This window comes from Paenibacillus piri, assembly GCF_004354045.1.
Taxonomy (GTDB): Bacteria; Bacillota; Bacilli; order Paenibacillales; family NBRC-103111; genus Paenibacillus_S; species Paenibacillus_S piri.
In genome coordinates this window covers 263,496-282,960 of sequence record NZ_SMRT01000001.1, presented here as the reverse complement: position 1 = coordinate 282,960, position 19,465 = coordinate 263,496, and the positions used below count along the sequence as shown (strand labels likewise).

Here is a 19,465-nt window from a genome sequence, read left to right as displayed (position 1 = left end):
CCTGTACCGAAACATGTCCTTTATCCGATTACGACTTTATCGGGTTAAGACTCCCACCTCTAAGGTGGGCCTTGAATCAGGTGGGGTAGAGTCCCCATCTGATTCCCCGATGTTCAGCTATGCTGAACGAGTTCACTACGTTTAGGGGGAACTGTCATCCAATGAGAACGATGAGTCGCTTTATCGTGTTGTTCTCCTGCTTGCTGATCGGAGCCGCTATTTACGCGCTCCAGCTGCGGCTCGACACCGATACGCTCGCCCGAACCAAGCCCGCGGCGGCAAACGAACCCGAGCCGATGCATCCGGCGTTAGCTTATTGGGAGCGTCAGCTGGCGGATGCGGCCGCCCGCAGCGAATGGCGTCAGGCGGCCGACTTGGCCAGCCGCAAGGCGGCCTATTTGCGCAGCGTCGGCGAGCAAGATTCGGCGAGCGCCGCGGATGAGCTGGGCAGACAGTACGCCGCCCGCGATTCGTCCGGTGAAGCGCCGGCCGTATTCGAGCCGGCCGGCGTCGAACTGCAAGCGGTTGCAATGGAACCGTATATCAGCGTCCCGGCAGGCGAATCCCGGCCGCTGGCCAAATTCGAGCCGCTCTCCGGCGTCTACCTGGGGATGCTCGGCGCCGACAAGCGGGTCGGCTTCAATATGAACAACATTGAGCAAGTCTACGGCCGGCGGCACGCGATATACTTGTCGTATGTCGGATGGCGCAAGGTGCAGTCCGACCCGGTCTCTTACTTTCCGCTCAAAACGGCCGAAACGGTAAAGGCTCTCGGCGGCGCCCTGCAAATCGGCTGGGAGCCCCGCTACGGGCTTGACGATGTGCAGGACGACGAGTATGTGCGCACGTTTGCACGGGAGGCCAAAGCGTCCGGTATTCCCGTGTTTTTGCGTTACGCTTCGGAAATGAACGGAGGCTGGGTCCCCTGGCATGGCGACCCCGGCAAATATATCGAGAAATTTCGCCTTATTCATAACATCATGAAAGAAGAGGCGCCGAATGTGGCGATGGTCTGGTCGCCCAATTTCATGCCGATGGACAACATTGACGAATATTATCCGGGCGACGAATATGTCGACTGGATCGGTTATTCGCTCTACGCGACCGGAGGCCCCGGCGAAAAGGCTGATGACAAGAGCGGATTTCTACAATCGTTCCAGCCGTTAAGCGGCAAATTTCCCGGCAAGCCGATCATGATCTCCGAAGGAGGCGTCTCGCATTATAATCTGGCGACCAATCAAAGCTACGAGCGCTGGGCGGAAGGCCAGCTCGGCGATCTGTACGGCTATTTAACACGGATGTACCCGCGCGTAAAGGCGGTCACCTATTTTAACTTCGGCAAGGAGCGCGCGCTGCGCAACAAAATGGAAGCGGTCTACGATCTGGGTGAAAATCCATTCGCCGATCTGCTCTACAAACGCTCGATCCAGCACGACCTGTACTTGTCCCGTGTCGAGCCAGGGGCGCGGACCGGGGAAAACATCGCCTACATCCTCTGGTCGCAGGCGGCCCGGACGGACGGTAAGCGCAAGCTGTTCACCCGCATTTCCTTCCCGCAGAGCAAGCAGCCGTTCGCCGTCGGCTATTATCAAGCCGGCAAGCTGCTCGGAATGGCCTACGAGCTGCCATGGGAGATTGAGCTGGACTTCGCCAAGCTCGATCCGAACCGGCCGCTGACGATTGCGGCGTTCGGCCGGAGCATGGAAAAGCTCGCGGAAACGAGCGTTCCGCTGCCGAAGTGAACTCGTTCAACTTTGCTGAACATCGGGGAATCAGATGGGGACTCTACCCCACCTGATTCAAGGCCCACCTTAGAGGTGGGGGTCTTAACCCGATTAAGTCGTAATCGGATAAACGCCAAAAACCTCGCTCGCCGCCATTGCGGAGAGTGAGGTTTTCCGGAAGCCGGCCGCTGCCGCGGGAAGCGCGACGCGCTATTTCCACAGCCGCTTTTCAAAATAGCATCTGACGCATTCGAACGCTACCCAGGCCGCCGCATCGTTAATCATCCGGTTGGTCTGCTCCGGCTCCAGCTCCACCTTTTGATGAAACTGATTTTCAAACGTATCCCTTATATAATTGCGCGTCTCTCTGACAAACTCCAGATAGGAAGCATAGTCGAACAAATAATCGTCCACCCTGTCGTGGCTTTGATTCAAAATCCAGGCCGATTTGCTGTCCGGAATATGGTACGTCTCCTTCAATAAATCGTTAACCCCATCCAAAATACGATTGTACTCAGCATCCGTTACCAAATCTTGTACCGTTGTCGTCATACGATTCGTCCCCTTTTGGATATTGATCGCACAGCCCTGCCGCCCTTTTCCACAACTCGGTGCTAATACGTACGGATGCAGTTTTGGAACCAGTGCGAAGATATCATAACCATAGCAAAAAATAAAATTTTACAGTTATATTTGATTGTGTCAAAATAGCACTGTATTGCGGTGTTTGCGATATGACCGAAAGGGGGGCGCTGCCGATGCTGCTGGCACAGTTCCAATTGGATAAAAATCCGTTTTATTTGGTTTATCGAGACTATAGCGAGAGCTATAAAGGCTTTTATCATTACCATCAGGGGATCGAGCTGCTGCTCATCCACCGCGGACGAGGACATGCCGTTTTGAATCAGAAAATGTACCATCTGGAAGCCGGCAGCCTTCTCTGCCTCCAGCCCTTTCAACTGCACCGGGTACATTTTGAGGCGAGCGAGGATTCGCCATATGAACGTACGATTCTTAAATTCGAGCCAACCGTGCTGGTCGCCGCATTGCGGATGTTTCCCGCCGCGAACCGTTTTTTCGAATATTTATGGAAAGGTAACTTGACCAATCAGGTCGTTTCGACCGGGGCGGCGGAAGCCTATATTATGCAAATCATCAGCCATTTTAAGAGCAAAAACCTGACGCTTACGGACGCCGAGTATTACGAAGCCGCCACGATGATGACGATCCAGGTGCTCGACTGCATTCGCAGCCTGTGGCGCGAGCAAGCGCAAACGGACAGCGCGGCAGCGCGTCCCGAGCGGCATTCAGAAAAAATTATGCAGTGGATCGAAGCCAACTACACCACGCCGTTCGATCTCGATAAATTAGCGAAGGAGCTTCATTTGTCCAAGCATCACGTCTCTCATCTGTTCAGCTCCGAAACCGGCAGCAGCATTACCGATTATCTGATGTCCCGCCGCATTCGCCAAGCCTGCTGGCTGCTGAACACCGAATCGCTCCCGATCGAGCAGGTCGGTATCCAGGTCGGGATTGCCAATTTTTCGTACTTTTGCCGGCTGTTCAAAAAGATTACCGGCTACACGCCGCTGCAGTACCGAACCTTATCATTCACGATCCCGCGTTGAATTCAAAAATCAGGGGGAGGGCCATTAAGATGCAAAAGCGGAATCAGATCGTTGTTGCCGTAAAGGGCATTGTTTTGCATAAAGGGAAGATACTGATTATAAAACGTTCGGAGAGCGACGCGGTCGGCGGAGGCACCTGGGAATGCGCCGGTGGAAAAATCGAGTTCGGCGAGGAGCTGGAAACAGCGCTGGTACGGGAAACGAAGGAAGAAACCGGGCTTGATATCCGGGTGGAGCAGCTGCTGTATGCCGCTACCTTCATCACCGATCCGGCCAGACAGCTCGTGCTGTTCACCTATCTGTGCAGAAGCGAGCGCGACGATGTGACGTTGTCCGAGGAGCATACGGCGTTTGAATGGGCCGACCGCGGCCGGCTGCGCCAGCTGCTGCCTCTCGATATCGTTCGCGATTTTGAGAAGCATCATGTGTTCTCGATTGCGAAATTGCAGTAATGACATCATGGTTAATCATTAACGAGAGCAAGCTCCGGCTGCCTTTCCGGGACCTGCAAGGCGCCGATATGATGAGCCGCATGTTATCCGGCTGTTCGGTCGGCTAATTGGCTGGCGGTTCGGATGACTGGTGTCCGGCTGTTCGGATGGCTGGTGTCGGGCTGTTCGGCCGGCTGATTGTGCGGGTTATTCATGCGATTATTCTTTTATCCGATTACGACTTTATCGGGTTAAGACCCCCACCTCTAAGGTGGGCCTTGAATCAGGTGGGGTATTCCCATCTGATTCCCCGATGTTCAGCAAAGCTGAACGAGTTCACTGCTTCTGCCTTGCCCATTCGCATTCATGGGAGCAGGAGCATAAAGCTTTTTGCACCGAGCACCAGGAGCGCTTGGCATAATAAATCGGCAGCTCCTGTTCCTTCGCCTGCTGTTTGATCACCTTGGTCAGGTTGTGATTGATATAATCGGTCAGCACCAGCACGGCATCGACCTTGTCCGGAATCCCTTTGCGGACCGATTGGCATTTGCGTCCGGTCATATGCATGACCTCGTCAAATCCGATGGAAGCGAGCTGCTCCGGCATATTCCCCAAATGATCGGCCCCTACCACTAAAATTGCAGGCATGTTCGTTCCTCCTCCAAGTTTTCCGCAGGAAAACTTTCTTCGTAGGCTTGGCTGAGTTTTGCCAGGGCAAAACCAGCTTCTTAGGCATATGTAAAAATTATCGCAAAAATACGGTATCGCAGGCTTGTTCAAAACGGAGGTTCGGATATTACGCGAATCTATGTAAGCTGCACGGATCGATAGCCGGAACCGGCGATGCTCATAGCCTGAGAATATCGTCTTGTAAATAAGACCGGCAATGCTCCAGCCGGGATACCGCTCCGGCAAACAATTTATGTTGTTCTCGCGGCTTATGAATAAATGATAATGGTTATCATTATCATTGTCAACCGGGATTTGTCCGGATCACGGCAAAAAACCTTCGAAGCCGCGTTCCGTGCGGTTTTGAAGGTTGGTTAGCCGTTTTAAAGTCATGTCGTACAGGGATGCCAGATTACAGTCCTTTGCCGCCTATTGGCTGCAATTTAATCGGCTCTACCCCGGCAATCAGCGGCATCGCCCGTTGAATCGCCGCTTTCGTTTCGTCCAGGCCGAGCGATGCATCATGAGCCGCTTCGTTGCTCCATACCTCCGTGACCCAGACGGTTTCGGGCTCGGTGTCCGATATGTTGACAATATACAGCTCGCATTCCTCGAACGCATTGGCCGATTCGGCGCTTTCCAATAACAGCTTGGCTAGAGCGTCGCGCTGCCCGGCGTGCGCGGTAAATTTAACATACATGCCGAATTTGCTCATTATCCTCACCCTTGCTTCGAATTTTTCAGCTTCCGTTCGATTGGAGCAGCCGCGCTGATGCAAAACGGAATCCCGCGTGCTTCCTCCAGCATACCATTACGGCTTGGCCGGTACAAGCAGACAGCCTAACCCAAGACGCGCCGGACGCGAGCAAAGAGCCGGCGACGGCACTGGTTCACGCCCCACAGCCTCCATCGTTAAGCTGCTGCCCGTCTTCGGCTCCTTTCAATTAACGACCACCCGTTCCGTCAGGCCGGCCTCATCCTCCATTAGCTGCGGCTTCGTCGGCCGCGACGGTATGTTTGCGGTCTCCATTCCCGCTCATCAAATACGGATACAGCAGCACCAAGCCTAGCACATAAAGGCAGAACGCGAAATAGGCGGGCAGCAAATGAACGAAATCCGTGTAGCCGATATGCCAATGTACGCTGAAGCCGGATGCAAAGCCGGGCAAGCCGCCGAGCAAAAACGTCCACCAGAGCCAGCGGCGACCCTGGTTTACGCCCCACAGCGCCGTCGTCAAAATAGCCAGGGCGTTGGCAAACAAAGCGCCGCCAAAGCCCGCCCGATCATGGGCAATCAGGGGAAGCAGCCGCTCGTTGATCGCCGCCAGCATTTCGGGCGACGCGCATAGAAACGCCAAATCCTGCGGCACGAATACATCCGTTATGCCTACAGCGGCAATAACTACCCCGCCGACGGCCAACGAGAAGCCAAGTATGACGAACATAAGCTGGCCCCACTGCGCCTGCTTCCACAAGCTGTCGTTGCGCACATTCGGCGGTTCGGAAGATGGCCGGTCGGCGCTTTTTCGCAGCGATAATATGAACATCGGCAGCAGCACGGCCGCGGCCAGCGCATGCAGAGGGTCCAGGTAGCCGTAGCCCAGGTAAAGAAAAAAGCTGCTGAATCCGACCAGACAAGAGGTCGTGAGCGCTGTTTTGGCCCAATGCAGCCCATTGCGCAAGCCATATCGGGACAGCTGAACGTATAGAATGCCGATCGAGATCATCGTTCCGGCCAAGGTTACCCGGTCGTGAGACATGAACGGCAGCAGGAACGGGTTGATCGCCTCCAGCGTCCCGGCGCTCATTCCGAGATAAGCAATATCATACGGCAGCACGACGCTCGTCGCTGCGATGATCCATGCCAACAGACCGCCGATGATCATGCCGACGCCCAGCAGGCACATCCACCCCCAATGCAGCCAAAAGGACGGCGTGTCAGGCTGTACGGACGAGCGGATATGATCATAGATGAACGCTTCGTTGACCCGCTTCGGCAGTCCCGGACCGGCGTAGACCAAGCCGCTGTGCAGCTGTACATAAGTCGCACCCGCTTCTCTCAAATCCAGCGCATCCTGCGGCTCATGGACCCCGGCTGCCGCAATGACGGGGATCGAAGCGCCGCAGCGTCTGCGGATCAGCGATAGTTTCGCCATGCAGCGCGGCTTGCCCGCCATGCCGGTCACGTATCCTTGATCCGTTTTTATCATATCGCCGATTACGATCCCGTCCCACCCGTCCAACCGATAGGCGTCGAGCAGCGACTCCAGCTCGGAGTCGGCGTAATCCGGCGTGATGTAGAGCAGCATCGGCTTCGCGTCCGGCAGCGATCGCCCGGTCTGGCGAACCGCCTCCAGGTACGAGGCCGTACGTTCGGCGGAGCCGGCGCAGCAGCCGTGCAGCTCGATACAGAAGGCCGCCGCATACGGCGCCAGCCGCTCCATCAGCAGCCGCTGCTCGTTTACCGCTTCCTCGGGCACCAGTCCCGGCGCGCTGCGGATGCGAAACAGCAACGGGAGGGAATGACCCTGATGCTTCCGCATCCTCCGGAGCGTGCTCTCCAGCCCTTCGTTTATGCCGTCGTCCGGATAAATGATCGCTTCATTAGGAATATCGCGCACAATCGGCCGGCTCGAAGCCGACCCCTCGACCGTAATCGGTCCGATCTCGATAAAGCCGAACCCGAACTGCGCCAGCGCCTGATGCGCGATGCCGCGAGTATCCAGCCCGCCCGACAAACCGACAGGGTATGGAATCGAAATTCCGGCCAGCTCGCTTGCCAGAATCGGTTCCGTCTCCATATGCCCCAATGTGCGGATGACCAGACTGCCGCCAGGCAGCCTGCTTAACCCGCCCATCGCGTTGAGCGTAAAATCCCGCGCCCAGGCGGAGGGCAGCCGAAACAGCAGCGGGCGGAATAATGTATGATATGACCAATCCGGCATCGTCAACCTCCCGAAACTATCGTTCATCGTTAAAATTGTCTCAGCCGCCAAGGATTGCTGCGCGTCTGGATCTAATTAAATATTCCGCAGCAAGCCCCGTCCTCCTTTGTTGAGGCTATGCAAACTCTAGATGTAAACTCTAGATGCACACCATCAGCTGCCGCGAAAACCTGCCCTTTTTTACATCACAGCGATCGATAATGAAAAAGCCCGCCTGAGCGAGGTCGTCATCTATCGTTTCCGTTGCGATAACGAGCACCCGTCGCGCCAGTCTCCGCGCTCCCCGGAGCATGTCCAGCCGCTCCTCCTGCGACAATACGGAGCAAAGATTGTACGGCAGATCGACCACCGCCGCGTCATAGCTGCCCTGCAGCGTTCTTATATCGCCGACAGCGACCGCGTCCGGGTCGTCCGGGTATCCGTAATGCCGCAAATTGACGCGCGCTCCGCGAACCGCGAGCGGGTTCAGATCGCGGCCGATCATATCGATGCCCATGGACAGCGCCTCGATCAGCACCGTCCCGATCCCGCAGCACGGATCGATCGCCTTCGCCCCCTGCGGCTGCGGCACGGCGATGTTGGCTGCCGCCCGGGCCACCCGCGTGCTCAGCGCCGTCGAATACGGCTGCGGCTTCGCGTTATGCCGCAGCCATACGGCTTCGCTGTTCCGGCATTCTCCGAACAGCCAGCGCCCTGCCGCGTAGGCGACGCCGAACAGCCGCTGCGGCCTGCGCATGTCGGCCCGGCCGCGGATGCGCGCGCCGAGCAGCCGCTCGATCCTGCGCCGCTCGTCATAGGCGGCAGCGGGCTCCGCTTCAACGTAGACGATTTTGAACGTTGCCGCTCCAAGCTCCAGCGCCTCCGCCTGCTGTGCCAGCTCGTCGAGGCTCCCGGCGCTGTACAGGACGTCAAGCCTCTGCTTAACGAAGGGGCTGCGGCTCGGATCGATGGCGCGTTCCGTCAGCAAGAAGCGGGCGCAGGGCTCGACGCCGAACAAAACGCGCAGCTCCATCCGGCACAGCTCCCGTTCATCCTCATGGCAGACATAGGTATATAAAAATGCCGGATGATGATCGCGGGAGACGTTATTCGGCCCTATCTTCCGCTTAACGTCCAGATCTTCTTGTTCATCGTCTGGTTCATCCTTTTTTCCACCGTCCTGTTGATCATTTTTTCCTTTGTTTTTACTATCGTTTTTTCGATCATCTTTTCCATCATCTTTATGATCGTCTTTCTTAGTGCCGTCCTTGCGACCTTTCTTTTTTTCGTTCCGTCCGTTCATCCGGCAGCTTCATCCCTTCCTGTCGGTTCCTTGCCGTATGCGGCTGTCTCCAGTTTACCATTACACGCCCGCAGAGGCCAAAACATACAGCCGCCGAGCCTACGGTTCTGTTCGAAGGCGGCCCGCTTTCAGAACCTGCTTCACGATACGAATTCGCTCCTCCAGACTCCCGTACAGCATCGTATAAGGCACTCCCCGCTCTTCAAGATCGGCAGCAATCCGCTTTTGAAAGCTGCAGCAACAAACCCGCGCCCAGCCAGTCCGCAGCGTTAAATTAGCCTTAGCCGTACAAAGACAACCGCGGCAATTCGCCGGTAAACCGGTACAGCTGTGCGGCTCGCTGGGAAAACTCATTGGACTTCTTCGGATTGCCCATCGCGTCCGTCACTTCCTCCAGAACGCCGCTGCGGCTCTGCGTCGACTTCATTTTGCGGATAAAATTGGATTCCTCGAAGTCCGGCACCACCGTCCGAATCACTTGATACAGCTCGCTTAGCGTAAATTGCTCCGGCAAAAATTCCTTGGCAATTGCCGTAATCAGCATCATGCGGCGGATTTGCTCCAGCGCGTCGAGCATGATCCGCCGATGATCGAAGGCAAGCTCCAACCGGCTCTCGACGATCTCCTTAACCGCGTACAGCCCGACTTCCGCTGCATCGTCCGCAGCTTTCCTGTACAGCAGCCGATCCTCGTGAACGAGCGCCAGAAAAGCGTGTGAAATCATCCATCCCCGCGGATCGCGTCCGGGTTCGCTGTACACGTTGAAATATTCCATATGGACGCCGTCCACGCCGGTTTCTTCACGTAGCTCCCTGCGGGCAGTGTCATACATCGATTCGGTTTCGCGGGAAAAACCGCCGGGCAGTGCGAGCATTCCCTCGAATGGCCACACTTTGCGCTTGATCAATAAAACTTTCAGCTCCCGCATTGGCAAGGATTTAGTCGCCTTCAACCGCTGCTCCGTCGTAATTGTAAAAATGGCGATATCGGCAGGCGCTCCGTCTGGCGTGCGATAGTTGCGGGCTGAATAATTGGACGCCGGGTCTGTTGTCATGTCGATCCCACCTTATATTCGTTTCGATATATTCATTATGATATTTTCAAATTATTTGTCAACTCTTTTCCTGGAATATACACGGCTCGCTTCCGTTACGTCATTGCCTGGATCCATCAGTCCTGCGGACGATTACATCAGAGCCATAGGCTCGTTATCGGTGGCAAACGTTATTCATGAAACGGTCTGCCGCCATATAACGACAGGATCGTCCCGCACTTTACCAACCGCAGTCGCAAACCTTCATACGTTTTGCCGCTTTGCCTCGAATGTCAGCCCAATCTCCTGCATTTTGCCGACTCCGTACACGATCTGCTCTTCCGTCAAATGAGGGAATCTGAAATAAGCGCCGCGGCGGATCGAACCGTCATGTGCGGCCTGCACCTCCGTATCGGACCAGGAAATTCCGCTGTCGAGACAAGCTGAGCGAAATTGGATATAGTCTTCCGTTGCCCCACGCCACCAGCCGAATAAATTCAACCCGACATCGCCTTCGACCCACGTAAACAACGATGAGAGGCGGCCGCTCAGCTGCTCGCGCAGCAGCTTGAATTTTCTGGCATGCACTCTCTTCATTCTCCTCAGATGGCGCTCATATTCCCCGCTCTGCATCCAGGCCGCCAAAGTTTTTTGCTCCAGCAGATTGCTTGGATACGGTTCAAACAGCGCCTTCGCCCGGGCAAACAGCCGGATCAGGGCCGCTGGCAGAACGGCATAGCCGATTCTGACATGAGGAAGCAGCGTATTGCTGAAGCTTCCCATATAGATGACGCGATCTTCCCGGTCCAGCACCTTCAGCGGCTCCAACGATTGGCCACGGTGTCGGAATTCGCTGTCGTAATCGTCCTCGATAATCAGCGAATTATGCGCGGAGGCCCAGGCCAGCAGCTCCTGCCGGCGCTTCAGCGTCAACACCGCTCCCGTAGGAAACTGGCGGTTGGGTGTGACAAGCAGCAGCTTCGCCTCCCAATCCTCCGGTATAATCCCATGACCGTCTATCGGAGCGTGCACACAAACCGCCCCCAAAGCCCGAAACGCTTTGACCGCCCCGGCATAGCCGGGATGCTCTACAACAACGCGGTCTCCGGGACCGATAAAAAGCTGCGCCGTCAAGGCGAGCCCCTGCATGGAGCCATTGAAGACAGCAATCTGCTTGGCGTCGGCGGCAATCCCTCTCGTACGCCGCAAATATTGGGCAATACTTTCTCTGAGACCTTCGTCCCCTAAGACGGATGTCCGTCCTCGCTGCACATTGCCGTCTGCAAGCTGTCTGGACGCCGCGTACAAGCAGCGATTCCATTCCTTGTCCGGAAACCACTTCAGATCAGGGCCGGATGCTCCGAAGTCGACGCTCCGCTTCCCGTCAGGCTTCGGACCCGATATTTCTTCTTCCTTCCAGCCGGTCAACTCATTCAGCCTTTGGGCCCAGTCAGCCAGCAAATAGCCATCGTCGCGGGAACATTCGTCCCGGCTCTGCCCGGGCGGCCGGAATAAAACGAAGGTTCCGCGGCCCACCCCGCTTGCGATGTACCCTTCGGAGGCCAGCATATCGTACACCTGGTTGACGGTTCCGCGCGACAAACCGTACATCGCCGCCAATTCCCGGCTCGACGGCATTCGGGTATGCACTTCAAGCACTCCCGAAACAATATAATCGTAGATGGCATGGTAGAGCGCAAGACGCTTCGTCGGATACTTGTCTGTATAAACGTGATAAGGAATATGGAATTGCATACGGAGTTCCGCCTCTAATCCAAATGGTCTAATAAAATTAATGTAAATTGGATCTTTTTAATTGTCAATAAGTGCAGTAATCTTGGGTTCAAAGCCTCCGGTTAGCCACAGAAGCTGCCTTCGCTTAATTACCTGAGCAGCAAGAAGCTGGAACAACCGGTCAGAGGAGGGAAGATCAATGAGAAGAAAAGAATTTGAAATGATGGATATCGGGGAAATTGGGCAATTCCTGCACGAAATGAGCTTTGGCATACTGGGAACGCTCCATGAGGACGGCTGGCCCGAGCTGACGCCGCTTAACTTTGTCTACTACAACAATCATGTTTATTTCCACGGCAGCATGGCCGGACAAAAAATGAAAAACATGAAAGCCGACCAGAGGGTTACGTTCTCCGTTGCCAAAGAATATTCCGTCATTCCTTCCTATTTCACCGACCCGATGCTAGCTTGTCCTGCGACATCTTTCTTCAAATCGGTACTCATTAAGGGCCATGCGGAGATTTTGTCGGATCTTGCGGAGAAAGCCGCGGCGCTTTCCGCGTTTATGCGCAAGCTTCAGCCCGAGGGCGGCTATGCTCCGATCGATCCGTCCGACCCCGATTATACCGGGCAGTTAAAAAGCACATCCGTTGTCCGCATTGTCATTCACGAGCTGTCGGCCAAATACAAATTCGGGCAAAACAAGCCTGCAGCCGAGCTTGAGCAAATCGCCTGCCAATTGCGGGAGCGCGATACGGAACTGGATGTGCAGACTTTGGCCATGATGGAAGCGTACTGTCCTCATCACCGCAAAAAATAGGAGACTGTCGATGAATTGGCGGAACCGGGCTCCGCAGCTCTGATTTAAAGCTGATCATCAAACAGGGTTATCCCGCAAACCGTTTAAAATTCAACGGCTTGAGGGATAACCCTAATTTCCCGCTGTCATCTTATCTTATGAGGCCGCATGTTTGCAGCACGAGCTTTTCCAATGAAAACACGTGAATTCTCGGCATAAATCGCGCCACGGTATATCGTTGGCCGAACCCGGACCGGCATCCCTCCCCCGCCATTTCAAAGTTCGGGCCGGCTCATGATATAATCGAACGAAAAGGAGGGTGCGCCGTGGCATTCGGAATTACAAGAGAAGAGCTTCAGCAGTGGAAGGACGCCGTGACCCGGGGCGAGATCGCTTTTTTAACCCATTACTGGATCGATCCGCGCTTTCCCGGCATGAAAACCGTCACCAAAGTGGGGTGCGCGCGGCCGGACGTATTATCGGACTGGTGCATCGCCAACGGGCTGAACCCGGCGTATATCCACCAACGGCCGCCGTTCCCCCACTTCGATCTGATCGGCAGCAAGCAAATCGAGATTTTGCAAAAAGAACGGCTGTGGCATCATCTCGAGAGGTTCAGGCTTACTGTTCCTCGCTAGGGACGACCATCGCCTTGATCGTATCGAACGATACCGGCGTATATTCCCAATGCTCGACACAAACGTTGACGTACTGGCCGCCCTCGTATTTTTGACTATGAATATGTCCATGCAGGTTGACATACGGCATATGCTTGTTCATATACATCGGCTCATGCGACATAAAGAAAAAACCGCCGTACACAATCGGGTGCTCGCTCACCTCGTCAAATCCGGCCGAAAGCCACCAGCTTCTCGTCCGGCCCCGGTCATGATTGCCCATGATCAGCGTTTTATAGCCGTTTAACCGGGAAACGACGGCCGATGTTTTCTCCTTGTTTAAGAAAGAAAAATCGCCGAGATGAAACACCTTATCCTCCTTTTGCACAACGGCATTCCATTTTTCGATCATGACTTCGGTCATCTGCTCGGCATCGGTAAACGGACGGGATTCGAAATCGATGATATTCGCATGTCCGAAATGGTGGTCGGAGATCACATATACATGGGGCATGGAAGCTTCCTCCTTTTTCGATGAACGATGGGAATGGGGGATTTGGAGTTGACTATTCCCCTATCCTATCCTCTTATTTCGAATCGGTGGCTTCAGGCCACATTTGACCGTTATACGACATATCCCAGAACATATATTCGTAGCGGGTCGTATTCAGAAAAATTTCCTCCAGACGGGCAAGCTCCGCATCGGATTTCCCTTCGGCCAACCGGTCCATCAATTCGATGCACCAGAGCGCGTGCGAACCGAATTCGTCCGAGCTGTAGGAACGCACCCATTCACCGTAAAACTCATGGTCGGCCGCGCCGGGGATCGCATTTAATTCCTTCCCGATCTCCCAGTAGCTCCACGCGCAGGGCAGCAGTGCCGCGGTCAACTCGGCGAGCGTGCCTTTCTGGGCGACATGAAGCATGTAGTGGGAGTATGCCAGCGTGACCGGCGACGGCTTCGCCTCCTCCAGCTCCTGCCGCGAGATGCCGAACTGCGCGGCATAGGTGCGGTGCAGCGACATTTCCCCGCTCAGCGTCGAGTCCAGCAGCGCGGCAAATTTACCCATCGTTGCGAGATCGTCGGCTTTCATCGCCCCCAACGCAAACAATCTGGCATAATCGATTAAATATAAATAATCCTGTATCATGTAAAAACGAAATTTTTCCTTATCGAGCGTTCCGCTGCCCAACTCCTGCACAAACGGATGCGTAAAATTTTGACGCCACTCCCGCTTATATTTGTCCACTAAATGTTCCGTAAATTTCACTGCCGTTACCTCCAATTTGAGCGATTGAATTTTTGACCCGATTTGATAACTCGTACAAGGATAAACGGCTTCGCCGTCCTTAAGGGACGAGCGCGTTTGTCAAGGTTGTGCGAAGCCAAGTATGAGAAACTTATACTTTTTATTCAACAAATAAATACCGCGGATTGACCGGTGTTTAAACCATTAGCTGCAACACTTTCAGGGCTGCGCATCAGGCTGCTTGGCCGTATGCGTCCAATCATAAATGAACTTGAGTAGCACCTTCGTGTACGTCACCAACTGCTCGATCGAGACCTGTTCGTTAACGGCATGCGCGTTGCGGAGATTGCCCGGCCCGTAGATGGCCGCCGGTATTCCGGCATCGCCGAACCAGCCGCCGTCGGTTACCGAGGGTGAAACATCGACGATCGCCTGCCGGCGGGCAACGCTCTCATGCGAGCTGATCAGCGCCCGTACGGCGGGATGATTCGGGTCCACCTCCAGCGAAGGGAAAATCTCGCCGCGGTCCTCGATCATCGACGATCCGCCCCACTCGAACTGCGGCGGATTGTCTCGCAGCCACACATCTCCCTGCGCCACCTTAAGGAGATGATCCTCGATTTCCCGCGCTACCTGCTCATATGTTTCATTCGGGTAAAAATGAACCGTAATCCACAGTCTGCATTCATCGGCGATAAACGCAGCGTGACGCCCTCCTTCGATGACGGCCGGATTGATCGTATTCGTCCCCGGCGCGTATCCCGGATAGCTTTTCATTACCGCCCAATGACGCTCCAGGTCCTGGAGCCCCTGGATTATTTTCATCATTTTCTCGATCGCGCTGGCGCCAAACAGCTTGCCGCCCGCATGCAGCATGCTTTTGCGGGTCCCGTCGTGATATGTCTGCCGGCTTTTGACCGTAACCCAGCCGGTGATGACGCCGCCTTGTCCCTGAATATGCAGGTCGCTCGTATCGACGACGACTGCGAAATCGGCGCGATACCCGCGTTTGCAACATTCCAGCGTCCCGGCCTCGCCCACTTCTTCGCCGATGACGGATTGGAAGGTCAAATCGCCCGGCAGCCGGACTCCCGCTTCATGCAGCAGCTGTACCGCAAACAGCGCACCTGCAAGTCCGCCCTTCATGTCGGCGGCGCCGCGGCCAATGACGACGCCGTCCCGGACGACCGGCTCGAACGGCCCCGTCTCCCAAGGCTCGTCTTGGCCGACCTCGGCCACATCCATATGGCCGTTGACGATGAGGCTGTTGTAGCGCTCCGACGCTTGTCCCTTCAGCACGCCTACCACATTGGGATCGCCGGGATAGACGTCCCACTTATCAATGGCGAAGCCCTTGTCCTGTAAAAATGAGGCGATAAACTGCTGCGCCTCCTCCGTGTTGCGGGCCGGCGGCGCCGGTGTCCGGAAGCGGATCAGCCGCTCCAGCAGCCCGACGAGCTCGTCCTGCCGCTGCTCCACTTGGCGGATTAACGTATCCAGCTTATGTTGCATGACTTGTTCCTCCTTCAAAACTGCTGCGCAAGCTCGCGAATACACGTAAAGAATGCTGCTTCAAGCTCGTGAATACACGTCCGCTGCGCGGGCGGATCATTTTTCCGATCACTCTTGTCTCCTGATTTCTTGAATGAAACCGCCCTGGCGGTTGAAATCCGGAGACAAAGGCGAACGCTGGCGCTTCTCCAGAACGATTCCGCCCTCTCCGCTTTGTATTCGTCAGATTTCCTTCGAGGATGAACACAAATAAACCGCTTCCCGATTGAAGCGGCAAACCGCACGGGCAGTCCCGTACCGTTACAGCCACTTCCCTTCGCCGGCATTATCCGGATCAGGTATTGAAGGGTTAAGACATGAAGTCTTTCTCAGCTTTGACAGCACCCCTAGTGTTCGTTCCATTATGTAATTGACTTGTACATTGAAATAGTATCATACAGAATCGGTTAACTCAAACGCGATCAGGCGATAAACTGTTCAATCTGCCTTTTATGATTATATTTCCCGGAAATCGGTCGGCAGTACGCCGACATACTTTTTGAACACCTGACTGAAGTGCTTCGGATTTTTGTATCCGACTGCTTCCGCTATTTCGTACATTTTCATGGTTGGTTCGTTCAATAGAAGTTCCTTGGCCATCTGCATGCGATACTCAATGACAAACTCAGTAAACGTCGTACCTGTATACTGCTTGAACAAATCACTTAAATAGCTGGCATTCATAAACAGCTTGTCGGCAATATCGCGTATTTGCAGTTCTTTTCCGTATCTGTCAAATATAATTTGCTTCACCTGTTCGATAATTTTACGGCTTTTTAATTTTTTGCTTTTTAAAATCATGACGGTCACATGTTCCATATTTTCCAAAAACCATTGCTTGACCATGTCCACACTGGAAAATCTGGCCAAATGGATATGTGCGTCCAAATCCAACTTGATGAGCTGGTCGAGGCTGTTGGTCATTTCAAGGTACAATCGTTTAAAAGCTGCCAGTGTTTGAGAAGAAATCATGACAAGATGATACAAATTGCTCGTTCTGTTCGAATCAAATATCACTCCCGCCAGTTCACCGGTTAACCGGTGAATATCTTCTGAAAGTCCCGATTTGAATGCAAACAACAATTTATGCTCCAGTGCATACGGGTATTGGAGCACATGATCGGGAACGTCCACATCGCGAAAGTGTGCGATTCGACTCCGAATTTTGAGTGCCCAATCATAGCTGCAGATACTCTGGTTGAACGTAGCCGCGATGGCGGTCAAGTTGGCGCAAACATCGCTGATCCCGAATGAAACGGGGATTTCGGTCAGCTGACCGGAAACACGCCGCAGTTTAGCTTCAATTTCATCCATATCCATATGTCCTTCAGATACCCAAACGATCAACACCAGCAGTCTGTTTTCAATCGAAACATCTTCAACATGATAGGGGGCTGAGCCCAATTCGGCAAATAACTTCCGGCGCAACTCCTCCCGTTCCTCATCTGTCAAAGAAAGCGAGTGACCGACCGTAACAATCAGCAGCTTCGAAAGCCGGATACCCACTTGCTCCAGCTCTGCTTTCATCTTCGTTTCTTCCACGCCGTATTCAAATAACAGGCGCGTCAATATCATTCGCGTCATCATATCTTTATTTTTCGTTAGCTGCTCCTGTTCCAGACGGCGTATCAGACGATCCTGGATCGCTTCCTCGACTTTTTTTATATTTTCGATCAACTCATCGGGATCGACCGGCTTCAACAAATAATTGACGGCCCGGTATTTGAGTGCTTTCTGGGCAAACTCAAAATCCGCATACGACGTTAAAATGATAATTTCGCATTCATATCCGCTGTGATAAATGCGCTCCATCATGTCCAGCCCGTTCATATCCGGCATTTTAATGTCCGTAACGACACAATCGACCGGTGTTGTTTCCAGAATGGACAACGCTTCATGGCCGTTGGCCGCTTTACCCGCAATGTGCCAATCGAACCCGGTGCGGCGGACGATGGTTTCAATTCCTGTGCATACCATGTATTCGTCGTCCACGATTAAAATGTTGATCGGTTTCTCCCCCTTTCCACCGGCTTCCCGCTACAGCAATTACCCCTTCAACGCTCCGGATGTAATACCTGAGATGTAATGCTTTTGAATCGCCAAAAACAGGAGGACGATCGGCAGCGAGCTCAGCACAACATTGCTGAATTTAGCGCCGATATTGGTTGAAAACTCGGTATCCAGCAAGCTGACCGCTACCTGCAGCACATATTTTTCAGGCGTATTGATCACGGTCAACGGCCATAAAAATTCATCCCAGGCACCAAAAAATATCATTAAGCCGATGGTTAGTAACGGTGCCTTCACAAGCGGAACGATGATCTGGACGAAAACTCTCCAACGTGAGCAGCCGTCGATAAAGGCCGATTCCTCCAGCTCCCTCGGCAAAACAAGGAAAAACTGACGCAAGAAAAAAATCGCGTAAGCCGAGCTGAGCGCAGGTATGATGAGCGCCTTATAATCGTCGATCCAACCGAAATCACGCATGATCATATACCTGGGCAGCAGCAGCACTTCGCCGGGAACAACCAGCATCGCAATAACCAACACAAACAGCAGCTCTCTCCCGGGAAACGTGATTCGCGAAAACCCGAAAGCCGCCATCGCATCAAATACTAGGCTCCCTGCGGTAATCGTAACAGCAAGGAATATCGTATTCAATAAATAGCGAAAAAAAGGCGTATCGAACAAAATGGTCCGGTAATTGTCAAATGTGAGCTGTTCCGGGAAAAACAGCGCTTTTCCCAAAATCGCATTAGGAGTCAAAGATTTCAAGATCACATACAAGAACGGAACAAGCACAGCCAGCGCCAGCGAAACCAAAATTGCATACTTTAAAGCAAGCAGGCCTTGTTTTAGAATCATCGCGGCTCAATCCTCATTTTTCATAAATTGATATTGAATAAATGAAATGCAAATTACGATAAAGAACAAGATGACCGCCATCGCTCCGGCAAACCCGAAATTGTTCATTCTAAAGGCTGTGCTCCATATATAATGGACGATCGTGCGGGTCGAATCGGCCGGACCGCCGTTGGTCATTACCATAATCGGCGTAAACAGCTTAATGCAGTTCATCGTGGAGACGATGATCACGAACAGCATGGTGCGGCGAATCATCGGCAGCGTGATATAAAAAAACTTTTGCCAGCTGTTACTTCCGTCGATTTCCGCCGATTCGTACATATCCTTGGGCACCTGAATAAGCGCGGCGATAAAAATAATCAAATACCAGCCCCATGCCTTCCAGATGCTGACCATGGCAATCGATAATTTGGCGATCCCGGGATCAGTCAAAAAATTTTGCGCCGGCAAATGAACATACGTCAGCAGACCGTTGATCACACCGGAGTTCGTATTGAGCATATCTTTCCAGAACATGCCGACGATGACGAAGGACATGATCACCGGAATAAAATAGACGGTGCGGAAAAATCGCAAAAAACGGACTCTTCCGTTCAGCAATACGGCTATAAACAAAGCAAGCGATGTTTGCAGTGGCGTGATGACAAGCGGAAAAAAAAAGGAGGTCCACAAAGTTTTCAAAAACAGCGGGTCATCGAACGCGCCGATGTAATTTTCCAGGCCAATAAATTTCACCTGTTCGATTCCTTCCACCGTGCGGTAACGATTTATGCTCATCCAAAATAAGCGCAAAGACGGATAAACCGTAAACAATCCCATGACGATCATCGCCGGTAAAATAAACAAATACCCGTCTCTGATTTGCATGATCTTCTGATAATTCAACCATGACGTTTTTCGTATCGCTTTGCCGTGTGTTGTCAATTTTGTCATACGC

Annotated in this window: 18 protein-coding genes and 1 riboswitch; of the genes, 5 read left to right on the top strand and 13 right to left on the bottom strand. The window is 53.5% G+C overall.

What is annotated here, in order from left to right; translation table 11 throughout:
- Positions 1 to 161 precede the first annotated feature (161 nt).
- Positions 162 to 1,742 (top strand): glycoside hydrolase family 26 protein, encoded by a 1,581-nt coding sequence (locus E1757_RS01180; protein ID WP_165971908.1) that lies wholly within the window; start codon positions 162 to 164, stop codon positions 1,740 to 1,742.
- Positions 1,743 to 1,934: 192 nt separating this feature from the next.
- Here the strand turns inward: E1757_RS01180 and E1757_RS01175 are convergent, their stop codons facing one another.
- Positions 1,935 to 2,276: a hypothetical protein gene (locus E1757_RS01175; protein WP_133224994.1), complete on the bottom strand. Its 342-nt coding sequence runs from the start codon at positions 2,274 to 2,276 to the stop codon at positions 1,935 to 1,937.
- A gap of 182 nt (positions 2,277 to 2,458) precedes the next feature.
- Between E1757_RS01175 and E1757_RS01170 the strand changes: the two genes are divergently transcribed.
- Both E1757_RS01170 and E1757_RS01165 read left to right on the top strand, forming a co-directional pair.
- Entirely contained in the window at positions 2,459 to 3,352 is an 894-nt protein-coding gene (locus E1757_RS01170; protein WP_133224993.1) for an AraC family transcriptional regulator, read from the top strand.
- A 29-nt stretch (positions 3,353 to 3,381) separates the two neighbouring features.
- The gene (locus E1757_RS01165; RefSeq protein ID WP_133224992.1) at positions 3,382 to 3,804 is read left to right on the top strand and encodes an NUDIX hydrolase; all 423 of its coding nucleotides are present in this window, start codon (positions 3,382 to 3,384) and stop codon (positions 3,802 to 3,804) included.
- A 315-nt stretch (positions 3,805 to 4,119) separates the two neighbouring features.
- Here E1757_RS01165 and E1757_RS01160 read toward each other — a convergent pair whose 3' ends face one another.
- The 6 genes from E1757_RS01160 to pdxR all read right to left on the bottom strand — a co-directional run bounded on the left by E1757_RS01160 (position 4,120) and on the right by pdxR (position 11,467).
- A complete protein-coding gene (locus E1757_RS01160) occupies positions 4,120 to 4,431 on the bottom strand; it encodes a DUF2325 domain-containing protein (protein WP_133224991.1) in 312 nt (103 codons plus the stop codon).
- Between the two features lie 433 nt (positions 4,432 to 4,864).
- Positions 4,865 to 5,167, bottom strand: coding sequence for a putative quinol monooxygenase (locus tag E1757_RS01155; protein WP_133224990.1), 303 nt, complete (start codon positions 5,165 to 5,167; stop codon positions 4,865 to 4,867).
- Between the two features lie 259 nt (positions 5,168 to 5,426).
- Positions 5,427 to 7,397 (bottom strand): dihydroorotate dehydrogenase, encoded by a 1,971-nt coding sequence (locus E1757_RS01150; RefSeq protein WP_133224989.1) that lies wholly within the window; start codon positions 7,395 to 7,397, stop codon positions 5,427 to 5,429.
- Between the two features lie 139 nt (positions 7,398 to 7,536).
- A complete protein-coding gene (locus E1757_RS01145; protein ID WP_133224988.1) occupies positions 7,537 to 8,679 on the bottom strand; it encodes a TRM11 family SAM-dependent methyltransferase in 1,143 nt (380 codons plus the stop codon).
- A 280-nt stretch (positions 8,680 to 8,959) separates the two neighbouring features.
- Positions 8,960 to 9,733, bottom strand: a complete 774-nt coding sequence (locus E1757_RS01135) for an NUDIX domain-containing protein (RefSeq protein ID WP_133224986.1) — start codon at positions 9,731 to 9,733, stop codon at positions 8,960 to 8,962.
- A gap of 243 nt (positions 9,734 to 9,976) precedes the next feature.
- Positions 9,977 to 11,467 (bottom strand): MocR-like pyridoxine biosynthesis transcription factor PdxR, encoded by a 1,491-nt coding sequence (pdxR, locus tag E1757_RS01130; protein ID WP_133224985.1) that lies wholly within the window; start codon positions 11,465 to 11,467, stop codon positions 9,977 to 9,979.
- Between the two features lie 178 nt (positions 11,468 to 11,645).
- Between pdxR and E1757_RS01125 the strand changes: the two genes are divergently transcribed.
- Both E1757_RS01125 and E1757_RS01120 read left to right on the top strand, forming a co-directional pair.
- A complete protein-coding gene (locus E1757_RS01125) occupies positions 11,646 to 12,266 on the top strand; it encodes a pyridoxamine 5'-phosphate oxidase family protein (protein WP_133224984.1) in 621 nt (206 codons plus the stop codon).
- A 305-nt stretch (positions 12,267 to 12,571) separates the two neighbouring features.
- Complete coding sequence (locus E1757_RS01120) at positions 12,572 to 12,883, top strand: hypothetical protein (RefSeq protein WP_133224983.1); 312 nt, start codon at positions 12,572 to 12,574, stop codon at positions 12,881 to 12,883.
- Here the strand turns inward: E1757_RS01120 and E1757_RS01115 are convergent.
- The 6 genes from E1757_RS01115 to E1757_RS01090 all read right to left on the bottom strand — a co-directional run bounded on the left by E1757_RS01115 (position 12,867) and on the right by E1757_RS01090 (position 19,461).
- The gene (locus E1757_RS01115) at positions 12,867 to 13,376 is read right to left on the bottom strand and encodes a metallophosphoesterase (protein ID WP_133224982.1); all 510 of its coding nucleotides are present in this window, start codon (positions 13,374 to 13,376) and stop codon (positions 12,867 to 12,869) included. The two genes, E1757_RS01120 and E1757_RS01115, sit on opposite strands and share 17 nt — an antisense overlap.
- A gap of 73 nt (positions 13,377 to 13,449) precedes the next feature.
- Positions 13,450 to 14,133, bottom strand: a complete 684-nt coding sequence (tenA, locus tag E1757_RS01110; RefSeq protein ID WP_133224981.1) for a thiaminase II — start codon at positions 14,131 to 14,133, stop codon at positions 13,450 to 13,452.
- A gap of 198 nt (positions 14,134 to 14,331) precedes the next feature.
- Positions 14,332 to 15,624, bottom strand: coding sequence for an acetylornithine deacetylase (locus E1757_RS01105; protein ID WP_133224980.1), 1,293 nt, complete (start codon positions 15,622 to 15,624; stop codon positions 14,332 to 14,334).
- Between the two features lie 294 nt (positions 15,625 to 15,918).
- Positions 15,919 to 16,022: riboswitch (TPP riboswitch) on the bottom strand.
- A 97-nt stretch (positions 16,023 to 16,119) separates the two neighbouring features.
- Positions 16,120 to 17,655 (bottom strand): response regulator, encoded by a 1,536-nt coding sequence (locus E1757_RS01100; protein ID WP_281282476.1) that lies wholly within the window; start codon positions 17,653 to 17,655, stop codon positions 16,120 to 16,122.
- A gap of 54 nt (positions 17,656 to 17,709) precedes the next feature.
- A complete protein-coding gene (locus E1757_RS01095; RefSeq protein ID WP_133224978.1) occupies positions 17,710 to 18,528 on the bottom strand; it encodes a carbohydrate ABC transporter permease in 819 nt (272 codons plus the stop codon).
- A 6-nt stretch (positions 18,529 to 18,534) separates the two neighbouring features.
- Positions 18,535 to 19,461, bottom strand: coding sequence for a carbohydrate ABC transporter permease (locus E1757_RS01090; RefSeq protein ID WP_165971907.1), 927 nt, complete (start codon positions 19,459 to 19,461; stop codon positions 18,535 to 18,537).
- Positions 19,462 to 19,465: the final 4 nt, after the last annotated feature.